The organism is Paraburkholderia aromaticivorans (genome assembly GCF_012689525.1).
GTDB classification, from domain to species: domain Bacteria; phylum Pseudomonadota; class Gammaproteobacteria; order Burkholderiales; family Burkholderiaceae; genus Paraburkholderia; species Paraburkholderia aromaticivorans_A.
In genome coordinates this window covers 2,115,618-2,131,711 of the sequence record NZ_CP051516.1, presented here as the reverse complement: position 1 = coordinate 2,131,711, position 16,094 = coordinate 2,115,618, and the positions used below count along the sequence as shown (strand labels likewise).

Here is a 16,094-nt window from a genome sequence, read left to right as displayed (position 1 = left end):
CCCCGCGTAGAAACCGTCCTAAGCCGTTTTCGGCCCCGTCACACGCTTCAGAATCCGCTCGACACCCTCGACATAGGCGGCGGTACCGAACCGGCTCAGCGCCGTCTGATACCCGTTCCTGACCAGCCGGTTGCGCAGTTCGTCGTTCGAGCGCAATTCGGCGAGCGCGTCGGCAAGGCCGTGCGCGTCTCCCGGCGTGCACAGCACGCCGTTCTCGTAGTCGTCGATGATCTCCAGCACGCCGCCCGCCCGCGCCGCCACCACCGGCCGCTGCGCCAGCATGCCTTCGACGATCACGCGACCGAACGGCTCCGGCGTGATCGACGTATGCACGACCGCGTCGACCGCACACATGCACGCCGCGATATCGTGCTGGAAGCCGAGAAAATGCACCCGGCCGCCGAGGTCGTGCGCGGCGACGAACGCGTGCAATTCGATCTCGTACTGGTCCTCGCCGAAGAGCGGCGCGCCCACCAGCACGGCATGCATCTGCGGATTGAGCACCATCGCTTCGAGCAGCACGTGCTGCCCCTTCCAGCGTGCGAGACGGCTGAACGAGCCGACCAGAAACGCGTCCTGCGGCAAGCCGAGGCGCTGGCGCAATGTCGCTTGCGGCACCGTGCGCAAGGCGTCGAACGGCGCGGCGGAAATGCCGTTGAATACCACGTCGATGCGCTTTTCGTCGAACTGCGTGAGCTCGGCGAACGCGCGCGCCGACGCGGCCGAATTGGCGATCACATGCGTGAGGCCAAGACGCGCGCACCATTTGATGATCGCCAGTTGCTTGCCGCCGAAATGCTCGGGGCTCACGATATCGCGTAGATGCCAGACGACCGGGCGCCGCGCCAGCTTGCCGGCGAGCGCGCCGATCACCATGGCGCGCTGGGTGTTCGCATAGATCACGTCGGCCTTGCGCGCGCGCTTCGCCGTGGCGCGCACGAGCGATATCAAACCCTTGAGCGCCTGGCCCTTCGGCATCGACCCGCCCTGCTTGCGAACATGGCGCAGCGCGCCTGCCTCCAGCACGTCGACGGCCACGCCGGCTTTCGCGAGCGCGGTGCGGAACGGACCGTCGTCGAACAGCACGACCTCAATGCGCGAGCGCAACGCCTTGACGATTTCGAGCAGCGACAGTTCAGCGCCGCCGAGCACGCCGCTTTGATCGACGGCCAGAATGCGCGGGCCGTTCGCAACGGTTGGCGCTTTATACGGCACGTACGGCGGCAGCGTCGCCGTGCGCAGCGCCGGCACCGCCGCCCGCACATGCGCGAAGAAGCGCTCGCGGAAATGGGCGGCGGAGAACTGCTCGGCGTTCGCGCGGCAATCCAGCGGCGAAAAACGCTTCACGTGGCCGTCGAAACGCTCGACCGCGGCGATGATCGACTCGGCGTTCTGTTCGTCGAAGAACATGCCGGTGGGCCGCGGCTCCGACAGATCGCGCACGGTTTCGAGCGCGCCGCCCTTGCCGTAGGCGATCACCGGCGTGCCGCACGCCTGCGCCTCGACCACCGAAATACCGAAGTCCTCTTCCGCGGCAAACACGAAGGCCTTGGCGCGGCTCATCTTTTCCTTGAGTACCTTGAACGGCTGATAGCCCATGATCTCGACGTTCGGCCCCGCTTTCGCGCGGATCTTCTGCATGTCGGGACCATCGCCGATCACGACGAGCTTGCGCTCCGGCATGCGCGCGAATGCCTCGACGATCAGATCGATCTTCTTGTACGGCACCATCCGCGAGGCGGTCAGATAGAAGTCGTCCTTATCGGTGCAGAGCGCGAAGGCTTCGACATCGACCGGCGGAAAGATCACCTGCGCGTCGCGCTGATAGACCTTCTTGATCCGCCGCGCAATGAAGTCGGAGTTGGCGACGAAGCCATCCACCGCATTCGAGGTGCGGATATCCCAGTTGCGCATGTAATGCAGAATCAGCCGCGCCATGGCCGACTTCGGGCCGTTGGTCAGCTTCGACTGCTTGAGATATTGATGCTGCAAGTCCCACGCGTAGCGGATCGGCGAATGCACGTAGCTGATATGCACCTGGTCGGGGCCGGTCAGAATGCCCTTGGCGACCGCGTGGCTGCTCGAAATCACTACGTCGTAAGCCGACACGTCGAGTTGTTCGATCGCGAGCGGCATCAGCGGAAGATACGCGCGGTACTTGGTGCGCGCGAGCGGCAGCTTCTGGATAAACGACGTCGTGACGGACTTGCCGCGCAGGAAGCTGCGGTCGTCGAGAAAATCGACAAGGCTGAACAGGTCTGCGTCCGGAAAGCACGCGACGATCTGTTCGAGCACCTTCTCCGCCCCCGCATACGTGACGAGCCAGTCGTGCACGATCGCAACGCGCACTGTCTTATCGGCGCGCAACGCGGCGCGGCGCGGCGGCGCCTGAACGCCGGGAACGGTAGTGAGCTCGGCCAGTGCGCTGCGCGTCGCGGGTTGCAGCACGGCTTCTTCAAGGACTTCGTGGTTCATGCGCTTTTCCTCGGATTCAGTCGCAACAGCAGTGAACGCGCGAGATCGCGCAAGGCGGGTGTCATCGTGATCGACCAGGCGACATTCGCGCCTACCATCAATACGCCGGCAACAATCGCCACTGCGAGACCCGGCAGGAAGCTGGCGAGCCACAGGCTGGCCAGCAGGAAAGCAAGGTGCGCGAGCATGTCGAGCGCGATCTGCTTCGCGCGGATCGCGGACAGTCGCAGCAGCACCGCGTAGTCGAATAGCGCGCGGCCAGCCACCGCCACTGCCGCGCCGGTCAGGCCGAAATGCGTGATGCCGAACCACAATGCCCCCGCAAACAGGGGCAATTCGAACAAACCGACGCGCGCGGCCGTGGCCGGATTGACCTGCGACTGAATCAGAATCCGCGTGACGTTCGCCTGGCCGACGAGCCACACGGCGACGATCATGATGCGGCCCACGGGCGCCGCCACGGTGGCGATCTCATTGCCCACCCACAGATGCAGGAACGGTTCGAGCACCAGCATCGCGACCAGCGCGACCGGCGTGAACACGCCGTTGAGAAATTCGAGCGACTGCTGGGTGATGGTGTCGGCGTCGGCGCGTCCGACTGCGGAGAGCCGCGGAAACAACGTGCGCACCAGCGCCGTCGGCACGATGTTCAGACGCGTCACGAGGTTCTGCGGCACCGTGTAATACGTGACGAAACGCGCACCGAGACTCGTACCGAGCATCACACGATCGAGCGAGTCGGCGATCATGGTGGTGACGCTCGCAATCAGCATCCAGCCGCCGAAATTGAAAAGCCCTTTGGCCACGCCGAATTGCGGCGGCAGAATGCGGCGGATTTCCAGCACTTTCAGCGCGGAGCGGCCCAGCAAAAACGCGGCCACGATCCGCGCCAATACCGCGGCGGCCAGCACGTTCTGCAAGGTCGCGCCCATCCACAGCGCGGCACCGAGCGGCAGCAACTGGAACAGAAACGTGCCGATGGTCTGATTGGTGTTGTAGACGCCGAAGCGTTCCGCACCGTTGATCGCGCCCGCGAACACCCACGACACGTTGGCGATCGGAATCGCCACCGCGAGCCACGGCAGCGCCATATACACCTCGTGCTGCAACTCGGGCGACACCTTGGTGAAATACGCGGTGTAGAGAAACGCGCCGAAATAGATGATCAATCCGCCGATCACGCCGGTCGCGAGATTGAGCCACGTCGCGCTCCAGAACACACGCGCGCTCTCTTCCTTCTCGCCCGATGCGCGCGCCTTCGAGATGTGATTCTGCGCGGCCATGCTCATGCCGAGATCGAGAATCCCGAAGTAGCCGATCAGCGTCCACACGAGGCTGATCACGCCGTAGCGCTCGACGCCGAGCAGCTTGATATACGACGGCACGGTCACGAGCGAGACGAAAGTCGGCAGCACCAGCCCGAAGAAATTGATCGCTACGTTCTTGAGAATGCCTTTGTCCATCGGATGCCTTGGGTTTGACTACGTTTGCCTGCGGGTTGCCTTGTCATGCGCCTGAAGCGCGCACGCTTCGTTCATCAAGGTTTCCAGCGGTACATCATCACTTTGCCGCGCGCGTCTTCCTCGACGAATACGAGGTACTCGCCATTGGCGCGCTTCGCGGCGCTGATGCCGTTCGGCACATCGACCCAGCCCGACGCGCGGCCCACTTCCGGGCCCGGCCGGATCACGCCGACCTCCTTGCCGCTGTCCTTGTCCCACACGTGCACCGCGCCGACCGGCTCGACGCCGAAAAGGTATTGCCCTTCGACCGTCAGGCCGATGATCGTGGCGATGGGTTTGCTCTGCGTCTGCCACGGCAGCGTGATCGCATAGCGCTGCACGGGATTGCCGCTCGACCATTTGTCGTAGCGCACCAGCACGCGGCCCACTTCTTTCCAGAAGCCGCGATCGACCGGTGTATCGGGCGTGTAGCCCGTCACGTACATCGTGTCGGTGTCCGGGTCGTAGATCGCGCGATGCAGTTCCGTGAACGGCTGCGGCACCGGGTACTGCGTCATGTTCGAATACGAGTAGACCGGATTGCCCTTCGCATCCAGCCCGCCGAAACGGAAGCGATAGATGCCTTTGGTGTCGCGCGTGCGCCAGATGTCGCCGGCGGTGTCGACCCACCAGCCCCAGCCGCCCGCGAGCTTCGTGCCGGTCGTGTTGAGCGTGAATTCTTCGGTGTTGAATTTGCCGTCGCCGTTCGCATCGCGCCAGATCCAGTCGCCGCCCGGCGGCGCATTCGGCACCTTCGCCACCGCGCGCTCGCGTCCCGCGATGAAGCCGGAAGGAATCGCCGTTTCGCCATCGTGCTGCGGGTCGAAGCGATAGATCTTCAGATGGTCCGCATACATGTCCGTGAGGTACAGGAAAGTGCGGCCCTTTAATTTGCGGGCGATTGGCAGGCCCGGATACTGATCGGTATGGAACACCGGATCGTCCGGATACTTGAAACGGTTCGACAGGAAACCTGCGTATTTCCAGTCCTGTCCAGAGGGCTTCGACAGATCGAGTTCGAAGCGCTTGTTGCCGGTATAGACGCTGTCCGGGCGCGACGGATCGATCCACGCGCCGTCGACGAACAAGAGCCCCTGCACCTGCCAGTTCTGCTTACCATCCGGCGCGTAGCTTTCGAGCGTCGCCCCGAGGCCCGCGCCGATCGGCTCATAACGCGGCCCGATGCCATTGGTCGACACATACACGTTGCCGCGCGCATCCACGCCCACGCCAGTGAGTCCGTTGAAACGCTGCGGGCCCGGTTTACCGGCGACGCCGCTGAAAATGCCGCCGCGCTCGCCGAGCGAGCCCGACTCGGTATAACGGCCGTTACTCCTGCTGAAATACAGCACCTGCTGGCGCGGACCATTGTCGGCAATCAGGATGCGGCCTTGCGCATCGACGGCGAGATCCACTGCGATCGTCCCGCCAGGCAGCGTCAAGTTTTCGTCGATTCGTTTGCCCGCCGCCGTGTAGTGCTCGACATGCGGCTCACGATCGTTCCGCGTGCCGCTCAACACCCACAGCGTGCCATCCGGCGCCAGCGCGAGTCGGCCCGGCTCGTGCACGCTCCAGGTGGTTTTCTGCTGCATCGATTCCGCGTCGTACACCTCGATACGATCGCGCGCCGTGTTGGCCGCGTACAGCGTGGTGTCGTTCGCGGCGAGGCCACCGATCTCGGCGCTCGTGCCGGTCGGCACTTCGTTCATCATCAGGAAGCCGGCCGCCAGTTGCGCATGCGGGTCGGCGCTTTTCGCCGCGGGCTGGAACGGCGCGGCACGTTTCGGATCGGCGATCTGCCGCCGCGAAATGCCGTACCACTGCTTGCCCTTCTCCGGCCACACGCCCTGCTCGACCAGCCGTCCCTTCTCGTTGCCGACCGCGATCGCGACGAACGCGTACTTGCGATTCACCGCGACCGCGTTGCCGCCGCCGTTGCCCCAGCCATGCGTGCCGCCCGCAAAGCCGAGCATCTTGCCGCTCTGATAGACGCTCGCTTCAGCGCCGCTTTCGTCCCACGGCGCGTTCGTATAGACCTTGCCGTCGGACGCCACCGCGATCGCGGTGATGTTGATCTGCGCCCACGTGCCGTCGCCGAAACCGAAGGTATTGCCGATCCACGACGTTTTCGCGTTCAACGCGGTTTCCGCATGAGCCGTGAAACTGGCCGCTCCCGCAGCCAGTCCGGCGGCGCACGCGACCACGGCGAGCCAGCTTTTGAACGTGAAACGGGGCAAGGTAATTCCTCCAATCAGCGCCGCGCGCGGGCAATGAGGCTCGCGCGGAAACACAACTCAATGAATGACGCTACGAATCGCGGCCGATCTCGTGATGCAAACCGCTAGAAGCCGTGCAAGGACGTATGACAGATTCGTGCAGGAACAGGACTCGGGCACGGCGTCGACAGACGAACGCCGCGAGTCCGAGCGCCTTGACAGCAATCAGAGCGTGAAGCCCACGCGCCGTCCTTGGCCACCCAATCCGCACGGCTCACATTACGCGGAAAAAACGCCGCAACGAAAATAGAAAATAATTCAAAAATATTCGAGGCTTTAAGCATCGTGAAAGAAACCAATTAAAAATAGATTAAAACGAAATCAGCTATGGCGGGCATGCCCGCGCACCCCCGACATCCATCCTTACCGATGCGCAGCAAAGCAATCCGCACTTATTACATATCCCGTCATCCGTTCGACACAAGCATAAAAATCCACTGTGAATGGATAACGAAACACCCTGTTGCAATCTGATTCACTTATCCAATTCATTCCCGTTTTTTCACGATTTTCTTTTCCCTAGAATCGATTGCACTTCCGTTGCAATGCGAAGCGAGCGCGCCTGCTCCACGAAACCCTCGCGCGATCCTTCGCCCGGCCCATCTGCTTCACACCATGGACGGTTCATGACTGCCAGCGCACTGCCCTTAGCGCCTTCCCACTCCCGCCGCATCGTGCAGCTCGACGGCTTGCGCGCCATCGCCGTACTCGCCGTGTTCGCGCAGCACGCGTTGAAAGCGCCGCTGTGGATGGGTGTCGATCTGTTTTTTGTTTTGAGCGGTTTTCTGATCACCGGCATCCTGCTCGAACGCAAGGCGCGTCAGCAATCGTATTTCGGCTATTTCTACGCACGCCGGGCGCGCCGCATCCTGCCGCCCTACGTGCTGCTGATGGTGGTGTCGTCGCTTCTGTTTGGCCTCGGCTGGGCAGAGCACTGGCAGTGGTACGCGTTCTTCGCGACCAATATCGGCGACGCGCTCAATCAGAGCGGTCACGACAGCCTGAATGTGCTGTGGTCGCTCGCCGTCGAAGAGCAGTTTTATATTGTCTGGCCGTTCGTGATCCTGCTCCTGCCCGAGCGCGTGCTGGGCTACGTGGCAGCCGCGTTGATCCTGCTGGTGCCCGTGCTGCGCGCAGTGGCCACGCCCTGGTTCGATTCGTTCTGGCCGATCTATTACCTCACGCCATTCCGCATGGACCTGCTCGCGGCCGGCGCGCTGCTGGCGGTTGCCGTGCGGCGTGACCGCAATGCGCTCGAACCGTTCAAGGGCGTCGCCGTGCTGGGATTGTTCGCGGCGCTCGCCATTCTCGCGTGGCTGCATCTGCACTTTCCGCGCTTTCGCGCGGCCAATACGCCGCTTTCGAATGCCGCGCTCTACAGCGTTTCGTTGGTGCTTTGTACTTCCGTCGTGGTCATCGCCCTGCAAAGCAAGGGCATCGTCAAACGGCTGTTGTGCAATCCCGTGCTGGTCTATATCGGCACCATCAGCTACACGATTTATCTGATTCATCTGAGCGTGTTGTATGCGCTGTGGCCGCTGCATCTGAACCGCTTCGTGACCGCCGCGCTCGCGCTCGCGATCACGCTCGTCTACGCCAGCATCACGTGGTTCGCGTTCGAGAAGCGCCTGATTTTCGGCTCGGCCGGCAATGTGCATGCGCCGACGCAACCCGTCAACGGTGGTGGCGTCAGCACGGCGCCGCAAGCGCCGCAAAGCCGCGCATGAAGTGCGTGAAGTACATGACGCGCCGTGCATGGCTCGCTGCAAGCGTATGCGCTGCTGCATCGCTGCTCGCATCCGCCGCGTTCGCCGCGGCGCCGGGCCCGCGATCGCAAGTGCTGATCGAGGCCTACGGCGATTCGACGACGCTCGGCATTACCTGCAGCGAAGGCCATTGCGGCCCGCAGACGCACAACGCGGTGGCGTATCTGCAGGACGAATTGCAGGCGCGCCATGGCGAACGGGTGCGCGTCACGAACTACGGCGTGGGCAACACGATGGCGACGCAACTGCGCGACGGCACCGGCAATCGCCGCGCCGGACCGACGGCGGGTTTGCCGTGGCAGGAGCGGCTCGCCGCCTCGTCCGCGCAGATCGTGCTGATCAACTACGGCATCAACGAAGTGATGCAGAACCAGACGCCCGAGCAGTTCTACGCGGCCGAAACAACGCTCGTGAAAACCGCCCGCGCACTCGGCAAGCAGCCGGTTCTGCAGACCGCGAACCCGATGCCCGACAACCGGCTCAACGCGCGGCTCGCGACGATGGTCGCGATGACGCGCCGCGTGGCCGCCGAACAGCAGGTGCCGCTCGTCGACCAGTTCGCGTACATCAGCAGCCTGCCGGACTGGAAAACGCTGATGTCCGACGGTGCGCATCCCAAGCCAGAGTTGTATCGCCTTAAGGCTGAACAGGATTGTCAGGTCGTCGAACCATTGGTGCGGCGACTGTTGGACGGTACGCCCTGAAACGCTTTTTCTTTCTCTTTTAACAATCACGAAGGCAAGCTATGAGCCAACCACGCAAAGCGATCATCACCGGCGTATCCGGACAGGACGGCGCCTATCTGACCAAACTGCTGCTCGACAAGGGCTATATCGTGACCGGCACCTACCGGCGCACGAGCTCTGTCAATTTCTGGCGCATGCGTGAGCTCGGCGTGCTCGATCATCCGAATCTGCGTCTGGTCGAACACGATCTGACCGACCTCGGTTCGACGCTGCGCCTGCTCGAAGGCGCGCAAGCCGACGAACTGTATAACCTCGCCGCGCAGAGCTTCGTGGGCGTGTCGTTCGACCAGCCGGTGACCACCGCCGAAGTAACCGGCATCGGCGCGTTGAATCTGCTCGAAGGCATCCGCATCCTGAATCCGAAGACCCGTTTCTACCAGGCGTCCACTTCGGAAATGTTCGGCCTCGTGCAGGCCGTCCCGCAACGCGAGGACACGCCCTTCTATCCGCGCAGCCCGTATGGCGTCGCCAAGCTGTTCGCACACTGGTCGACCATCAACTATCGCGAGTCGTACGGCCTGTTTGCGAGCAGCGGGATTCTGTTCAATCACGAATCGCCGCTACGTGGCCGCGAATTCGTCACCCGCAAGATCACCGACACCGTCGCCAAGATCAAGCTCGGCAAGCAGGACGTGCTCGAACTCGGCAACCTGAGCGCCAAGCGCGACTGGGGCTTCGCGCTCGAATACGTGGAAGGCATGTGGCGCATGCTGCAAGCCGACGAACCGGACACCTTCGTGCTCGCCACCGGCCGCACCGAAACGGTCCGCGATTTCGTGCGCATGGCGTTTGCGGCGGCGGGCTATCAGCTCGAATGGTCGGGTAAGGACGAGCGCGAGTCCGGTATCGATGTCGCCACCGGCAAGACCTTGGTGCGAGTGAATCCGAAGTTCTATCGCCCGGCCGAAGTGGACCTGCTGATCGGTTGCGCGGACAAGGCTCACGAAAAACTCGGCTGGAAGCCGGAAACCACGCTGGAACAGCTGTGCCACATGATGGTTCATGCGGATCTGGGACGTAACGAGCATAACGAGACGTTTTGAGTCCCAACGAAGATGCACGACCGCGGTCGCGGTCGTGCATCTTCAATGCAAAAAAGACGCGGAGCCTGATCGAAATGATCGAGGCTCCGCGTCTTTTTTATTTCATCGTGTTGCGGGTATTACTCAGTGCACTCCGCCCGCCGCAATCGCCTCGCCATACACCGAGGCCACCCGCTTCGCGATCACCGAGTTATCGAAGTTCTCGCGCGCATAACGGCGGCATGCATCGGCATCCGGCAATTTCAGCGTGCCGTTGAGCGCGCCCGCGAGTCCATCCGCAATCGCCTTCGCGCCTGTCTCCGGCAGCACCAGATTCGGCGACAAACCGGCCACCGCTTCCGGCAGACCGCCGACCGGCGTCACCAGCACCGGCGTACCCGAAGCCAGCGATTCGACCGTGATCAGGCCAAAGCCCTCCAGCGCCACCGTCGGCACGACGCTGATATTCGCCGCACGGTACAGCGCCGCCAGATGCTGATCGGGCACGAACCCCAGCAGTTTGACGTTGTCCTCAAGACCCGACTCTGTGATGCGCGCCTGCAGTTCGCCCTCGAGCCGCCCCTTGCCTGCGATCAGCAGCAGCACATCCGGCGCCGTGCGCTTGAGCAGCTTCACCGCGTCGATCAGATCTTCGAGACCCATGCGGCGCACCAGACGCCGCACCGCCAGCACGATCGGCCGGTCTTGCGGCAATTGCAGCTTCAGCCGCGCCTCGGCGGGCGTGATCGGCAGATTGAACTGCTCGACATCCACGCAACCCGGCACGACGCGCACACGGTCCGGCGCAATGCGATAGCGCGAGGTCAGAATCTTGCCGAATGCTTCGGACAACACGATCAGCCGCGACGAGCGCGCATAGACCGATTGCTCCAGATAGCGCTTGGCGCGCTGACCGAGCGAATCGGCGCCTTCCACATGACTTTCGTCGGCCCACGGCCCCTGAAAGTGCGAAACCTGCGGAATGCCGCGCGTCACGTCGAGACCCGGAAAGGTGTAAAGCGCGAAGTGCGAGGAAATCACGTCGGGACGCGACGTGCTGATTTCCTGACGCAGCGCGCGGCGCGCCGCCATCAGCCGCAGCGGCAGCGATTGCGCGGCGGAGCCGAAGCCGTTGATCGCGCCACCGGTGTCGGCGGCTACTTTCGGCGAGCCGGCCACCACGCCGCGCACCGCGACGCCCGCGCCCGGCAGCGCGCCGACCAGCGAGTAGTACATGCGGTCGAGGCCGCCCGCGCGCTCGGGGAACCAGTGCATCCCGATCTGCAGCGATTTGATAGAACTCGTCGTCATAGTTGTGACCCCTGTGCGTTCTGAGAGTTGTGATGGTCGAGCGATGAATACGTCAGCCGGTTTGATGAAATCCGCCGCGTCATTCCGCGCTCTTCTGGCCGGCCAGCGTGTTCAGCGTCAGCGCGTCGGTCTTGGCGACCGCTGCCGCTTCCGCCTCGCTTTGCCGGCGATTTTTTTGCTGCCCAGCCAACTGGCGATACAGCGCGATGTATTGCGCGGCCATGCGCGCCCAGCCGAAGCCGGTCGCGAGTTCGTTGGCGGCGACGCCCATGGCGCGGCGCGCCACGTGGTTCTCGGCGAGGCGCGCGACCGCGCGGGCTAGCGCCTTGGGATCGTCCGGATCGTCGAGCACGATGCCGCATTCCGGTGTGATGATTTCCGCGCCGCCCGCGGTGCGCGCCGTGACCACCGGCAAGCCCGCCGCCATCGCTTCGAGCAGCGACAGGCTCATCGCTTCATAGCGCGATGGGAACACGAAGGCGTCGACCGAATGCATCAGCACCGGCATCTCTTTCACGAGACCGAGAAAATGCACGCGATGCGCGATGCCGAGTGCCTTCGCTTCTTCCGGATACGGACTGCCCGGCAGGAAACCCGCCACTGCGATCTGCACGTGCTCGGGCAGATACTTGAGCGCGGCTAGCACGGTGCCGAGGTTCTTGCGCGGCGTGCGCAGATCGCCGACGAACAGCAGCAGGAACGCGTCCTTCGGCAAACCGAATTTCTCGCGATCGCCCGTGGCCGCGGCGAAGCCTTGCGTATCGACGCCGTTGTAGATCACGTCGACACGGTTATCGGGCGTGAGGCCGATCGCACGGATTTCGTCGGCGACCTTTTGCGACACCGCCGTGATCACCTTCGAGCGCCGGTAGGCCCAGCGTTCGAGCAGCGCATTGCAGCGCGTATAGACCGATTGATACGCGGACCACACGCCCTTGGTGAGCCCGAATGGATAGTACTTGCTGCCGAACCAGCCGCTATGCACGAAGTGCGAGGTGTTGACGTCGGCGGGCATCCACGTGATGAAGCCGTTCACGTGCAGCACGTCGTATTCGCGGCGATGCGCACGCAGCCACAGCGCGCTCTTGAACGCGAACACCTGCTGGCGCAGCAGATTGGTCGGCCACCAGCGGCCGATTTTCATCGGCACCCAGCGGACGTTCGGATGCGCGAGCAGATCCGGCGCGACATGCGAGGCGACCAGCGTGACGCCGATGTTCTCGTCGAGAGCCGCGCGCGCGATCTCGTGGTTGACGCGCCCCTGGCCGTCGTTATGGCGCACAACGTGCGTGACAATGGCGACTCTCAATCAGTGCCTCCGTGGAAAAATAGCGTGTGCCTGCGGTTGATCTTCTCGTAATGCACCGCGGAAAGGATCGAAAAAACACTCATGAAAAGCAGCAGCCCGCCCGTGCCGACCAGCGAATTGGTGAACACCAGCATCGCGAAGGTCGCGAGACTCAGGCTCATGCAGGCGGAGACGAACTTGTCGTTGCGCAGCTTGAACGACGCGAGCACCGCGCGTGTCACCAGCCAGATGATTCCGGACATGTAGAGCAGCGTGCCGGGCCAGCCGAGCACGAACGGAATGTTCATCACGCCGCTGTCGAAGTTGCCGTACTGGCCGAGCTGGCCGCCGTCGTTCGAGAGCTTGGTGGAGGTGCCCGTGGCGCCCATGCCTTCGCCTGAGACATCGGTGAAGGCCGTTTTGGCGAAGGTCGCGTAGAACTCGTTACGCGCGGCGTAGCTCTGGTCGTCGTTCAGGTTGACGATGGTCGTGAGACGCGCCTGCATCCGCTCGGCCACCGGACCAACCGCCAGCAGCGGCACGCACAGCCCGGCCAACAGCACCGCGCTGGCGACAATGCGCACCCGCACCTTGTTGTTCGATTTGACGAGCTGGATCAAGAGCGCGATGACCCAGCCGCCCCATGTCGAGCGCACGAGGCTCAGCGCGAACGCAAAGAAGCCCAGCGCCGCAGCCACCCAGCGCACCCGGTGCGTGGCCGCCATGACGAACACCATCGCACCCATCATCGCAAACGCGAACGGTCCCGACGAGTTCATCGTGCTGAACACGCGCACGCCCATCGGCACCGGGTCGCCTTGCGAGTTCATCTGCGAGCCGAGCATCCACAGTGCGTCCCACTGCGGCATGATGAAGAACTGCACGAGGCCATAGCCGCCCATCACCAGCATGCCCCAGATGAACGTATTGACGATGGTGTCGCGGTACTTCGGATACTGGCGCGTGTGCGCCATGATGTGAAAGCCGATCAGGATCGGATACAGCCAGTTCGCGAGGTCGTAGGTGGCCGCGAGCGGCCCGCTCGACATTACGCCGACGAGGAACGCATAGATGAGGCCGAGCAGGACCAGCAGCACCGGCAGACCGCGCCGTTGCGCGAGCAGTTTGTAGTAGCGCAGCAGCGACAGCGCGCTGATCATCGTCACCGCGAGCGGCGCGACCTGAATCAGGCTGGTCGGCGTGAACGAACCCTTGGACCAGTCGGCCAGACGCCGCACTTCCGGGCTCAGGAACCACAGCCACCACATGAAGCCGATGTAGCGCGCCGGACTCTTGAAGTAGAGCCACAGGCCCGTCAGGATCGCGAGCACCGGAAACGCGAGCGTGAGCACGGTGCCCTGATGCGCGCCGATCAGCAGCGTCGTGACGAGCCACAGCAAAGCCTCCGGCAGCCATTCCTTGCGGGCGCGGGACGGTGCCCGTCCGGCGCCGTTCGCGCTAGCGGCGCTTCGCGGAATCGTCGACATCGTTCAGAGACCTCCGCGCGACTGGCGCGCCGGCCGCTCGGACTCGGACACGCTCGCCGCCGTCGCCATGCCGGTCGCCGAGCGCGCGCGCGCCGCAGCCCGCGCGCGCAGCATCTCCTGCGTGATCCGCACGTGCTGCATCGCGTAGTGCTGCGTCGTCAGATCGCGCGACAGCAGGCCGGCAGCGGCTGCCTGCGCCTGGCGCAGCGCGTCCAGCGGCGCGGCGGCGAGCTGATCGACCGCTTCACGCAACGCCTGCGGGTTGAACGGCGGGATATAGGACGCCTCGCCGGCCGGAAAATAATCCTGCAAGGCGCCGACATGGGTGACCACCATCGGCTTGCCGACCGCCGCCGCTTCGAGCATCACCGTAATGCCCGAAGCGTGCGAATTCGGCCGCAAAGGCACGACGATCACATCGGCCCAGTCGTACAGTTCGTGTTGCTTCTTGATGCCGGAAAACAATGCGATCTCGACATTGGGCGCGCGCAGCGACGCGGGAATCCGGCGACGTGTCGCGAGCTTGACGGTGTAGCGCGCGTCGTTGCCGAAGGCCTTGATGAGCGTCTCCCAATCGCGGTCGCGGTCGTTGCCGATTGCGGCGATGCGGATCGGCGTGTGCGGCGTCCATTCGGCCGGCGTCTTGACCGGGAAGTCGTGCGTGTTCAGGCCGTAGAGCAGCGGCTCGGCGTCGCGAGCGAAATAGCGCTGGCACAGTTCGGCGTTTTCGCTGGCGAGCGTGGTGAGCTGATCGGCGCGCGTCATCAGCTTGCGATACAGCCAGCTGCGCAACATGCCGTAGGAAGGCCATTTATCGAGCAGCCACACGCTTTGCGCGAGCAGCAAGGGCGCGGAGTCAGCGCCCGCCTTGCGGCCGCTCAGCAGCAGCATGAGGGCCGCTGACAGCCATTCCTGCTCCGTGTGCGTCCAGATCACGTCCGAGCGCAGCATCTCGGCGCGGTTGCGCCACGTATGGATGAAGTCGAACCCGAGCGCCGCCTTCAGCGCGCGGCGCAGCAGGCGCACCGGCTTGCCTTCGCGGGCATCCTGCGAATAGGTGAGCTTGAACGCGTCGGATTCCGCGTGGTGATAGCCGTACAGACAACCAATGTTGTCGCCCGGTCGATAAAAGCGCGGGTCAGCGCCGTAAAACAGATGAACGTGAACTTTCGTACTCATGCAGGCACTCCGCTCTGCCGGTGGAAAGGGGCATCAGCGGCCCGGACGCGGGCCGTGCACCGATGCGCGAACGTGCGGGACGTGGAGGATGCGGACGAGGTGGCGATCACGCGGCGCGTGACAGCGCGCGACGCGCCTCGTGTGCGCCGCCGCGCACGGCGCGCCAGCGTGTCAGCTTCAGGCCGGCCTTCTTCGAGAGCAGCGCGAGCGCCGCGTGCGTGAGGCCCGGATAGACCCGCGTGCCGACCAGCGTCCACCACCACCAGGCGGTTTCGCGATGCAGCGGCGGCAACTGGTCGCGCAGGATCAGATGGAAATTGAACGCGGCATTGCGCAAGGCGGCCATGGTTTGCGCGTCGCGCCGGTCGTCGTCGAAACGCTCGGCGGGGAAATGATCGACCGCCACGCGCGGGTCGTACATCAGCTTCCAGCCGGCGTTCTTCACGGCGAGGCTGAAAGCCATGTCGTTGTGGACCTGCGCGCCGGCGCCGCGCAGGCGCGCGTCGAAGCGGATGGTGCGCACCGCATCGCGGCGGTAGCTCATGTTGGCGCCCTTCAGAATGTCGACTTCGCGCGCGCCGCCGACACCCAGATGATGATTGCCGATGATCTTGCCGTGCGCCGTGACCTTGCCCACCAGCGGCCGCTCGCCGTCCAGCACGCGGCCTTTTTCATGCACCCAGTCGCGTCCGCCGAGGGCGCCGAGGCGCGCGTCGCCATCGAAGGCGGCCGCGATGCGCTCGACCCAGTCGGCGTGCGGCGCGGCGTCGTCATCGGTGATCGCGATCACGTCGCCGCGGGCCGCGTCCAGACCGCGATTCAGGGCCGCGACCTGGCCGGGCACCTCGACCAGCGCCACCGTGAGCGGCAGCGCGCCCGGCACGGCCGGATCGCGCAGGCACGCGTGGGTCGCTTCGTCGTCGGCGCGCGCCACCACCACCACTTCGTCAGGCCGCCGCGACTGCCGTTGCAGGGCTGCCAGGCAGCGCGCCAGATCGGCCGGGCGGCGGTAAGTCGGAACCAGTACCGTCACTTTCATCGT

Annotated in this window: 11 protein-coding genes; 3 read left to right on the top strand and 8 right to left on the bottom strand. The window is 64.1% G+C overall.

The genetic code is table 11. The annotated features are described in order from the left end of the window. Positions 1-18 precede the first annotated feature (18 nt). From HF916_RS37660 to HF916_RS37650, 3 genes are all read right to left on the bottom strand, one after another. A complete protein-coding gene (locus HF916_RS37660) occupies positions 19-2,475 on the bottom strand; it encodes a glycosyltransferase family 4 protein (RefSeq protein ID WP_168793825.1) in 2,457 nt (818 codons plus the stop codon). Further along, positions 2,472-3,938, bottom strand: a complete 1,467-nt coding sequence (locus tag HF916_RS37655; RefSeq protein ID WP_168793824.1) for a flippase — start codon at positions 3,936-3,938, stop codon at positions 2,472-2,474. Before HF916_RS37655 ends, HF916_RS37660 begins: the two co-directional genes overlap by 4 nt. Before the next feature lie 74 nt (positions 3,939-4,012). Further along, entirely contained in the window at positions 4,013-6,214 is a 2,202-nt protein-coding gene (locus HF916_RS37650) for a hypothetical protein (protein WP_168793823.1), read from the bottom strand. 665 nt (positions 6,215-6,879) lie between these two features. Between HF916_RS37650 and HF916_RS37645 the strand changes: the two genes are divergently transcribed. From HF916_RS37645 to gmd, 3 genes are read left to right on the top strand one after another with little or no spacing between them, the layout of a single operon-like run. Beyond that, on the top strand, positions 6,880-7,980 hold the full coding sequence (locus HF916_RS37645; protein WP_168793822.1) for an acyltransferase family protein: 1,101 nt from the start codon (positions 6,880-6,882) through the stop codon (positions 7,978-7,980). Positions 7,981-7,994: 14 nt separating this feature from the next. Beyond that, on the top strand, positions 7,995-8,723 hold the full coding sequence (locus HF916_RS37640; protein WP_168795777.1) for an SGNH/GDSL hydrolase family protein: 729 nt from the start codon (positions 7,995-7,997) through the stop codon (positions 8,721-8,723). 41 nt (positions 8,724-8,764) lie between these two features. Next, on the top strand, positions 8,765-9,808 hold the full coding sequence (gmd, locus tag HF916_RS37635; protein ID WP_168793821.1) for a GDP-mannose 4,6-dehydratase: 1,044 nt from the start codon (positions 8,765-8,767) through the stop codon (positions 9,806-9,808). Between the two features lie 123 nt (positions 9,809-9,931). Here gmd and HF916_RS37630 read toward each other — a convergent pair whose 3' ends face one another. The 5 genes from HF916_RS37630 to HF916_RS37610 form a co-directional block, all read right to left on the bottom strand. Then, positions 9,932-11,098 (bottom strand): glycosyltransferase family 4 protein, encoded by a 1,167-nt coding sequence (locus HF916_RS37630; protein ID WP_168793820.1) that lies wholly within the window; start codon positions 11,096-11,098, stop codon positions 9,932-9,934. Positions 11,099-11,177: 79 nt separating this feature from the next. Further along, a complete protein-coding gene (locus HF916_RS37625) occupies positions 11,178-12,407 on the bottom strand; it encodes a glycosyltransferase family 4 protein (protein ID WP_168793819.1) in 1,230 nt (409 codons plus the stop codon). Continuing rightward, positions 12,404-13,873 carry a glucose-6-phosphate isomerase gene (locus tag HF916_RS37620; protein WP_168793818.1) on the bottom strand — a complete coding sequence of 490 codons (1,470 nt, stop codon included), beginning with the start codon at positions 13,871-13,873 and terminating at the stop codon, positions 12,404-12,406. The genes HF916_RS37625 and HF916_RS37620 overlap by 4 nt, the downstream gene beginning before the upstream one ends. A 3-nt stretch (positions 13,874-13,876) precedes the next feature. Continuing rightward, a complete protein-coding gene (locus HF916_RS37615) occupies positions 13,877-15,052 on the bottom strand; it encodes a glycosyltransferase (RefSeq protein WP_168793817.1) in 1,176 nt (391 codons plus the stop codon). A 106-nt stretch (positions 15,053-15,158) separates the two neighbouring features. Beyond that, a complete protein-coding gene (locus tag HF916_RS37610) occupies positions 15,159-16,091 on the bottom strand; it encodes a glycosyltransferase family 2 protein (RefSeq protein WP_168793816.1) in 933 nt (310 codons plus the stop codon). Positions 16,092-16,094: the final 3 nt, after the last annotated feature.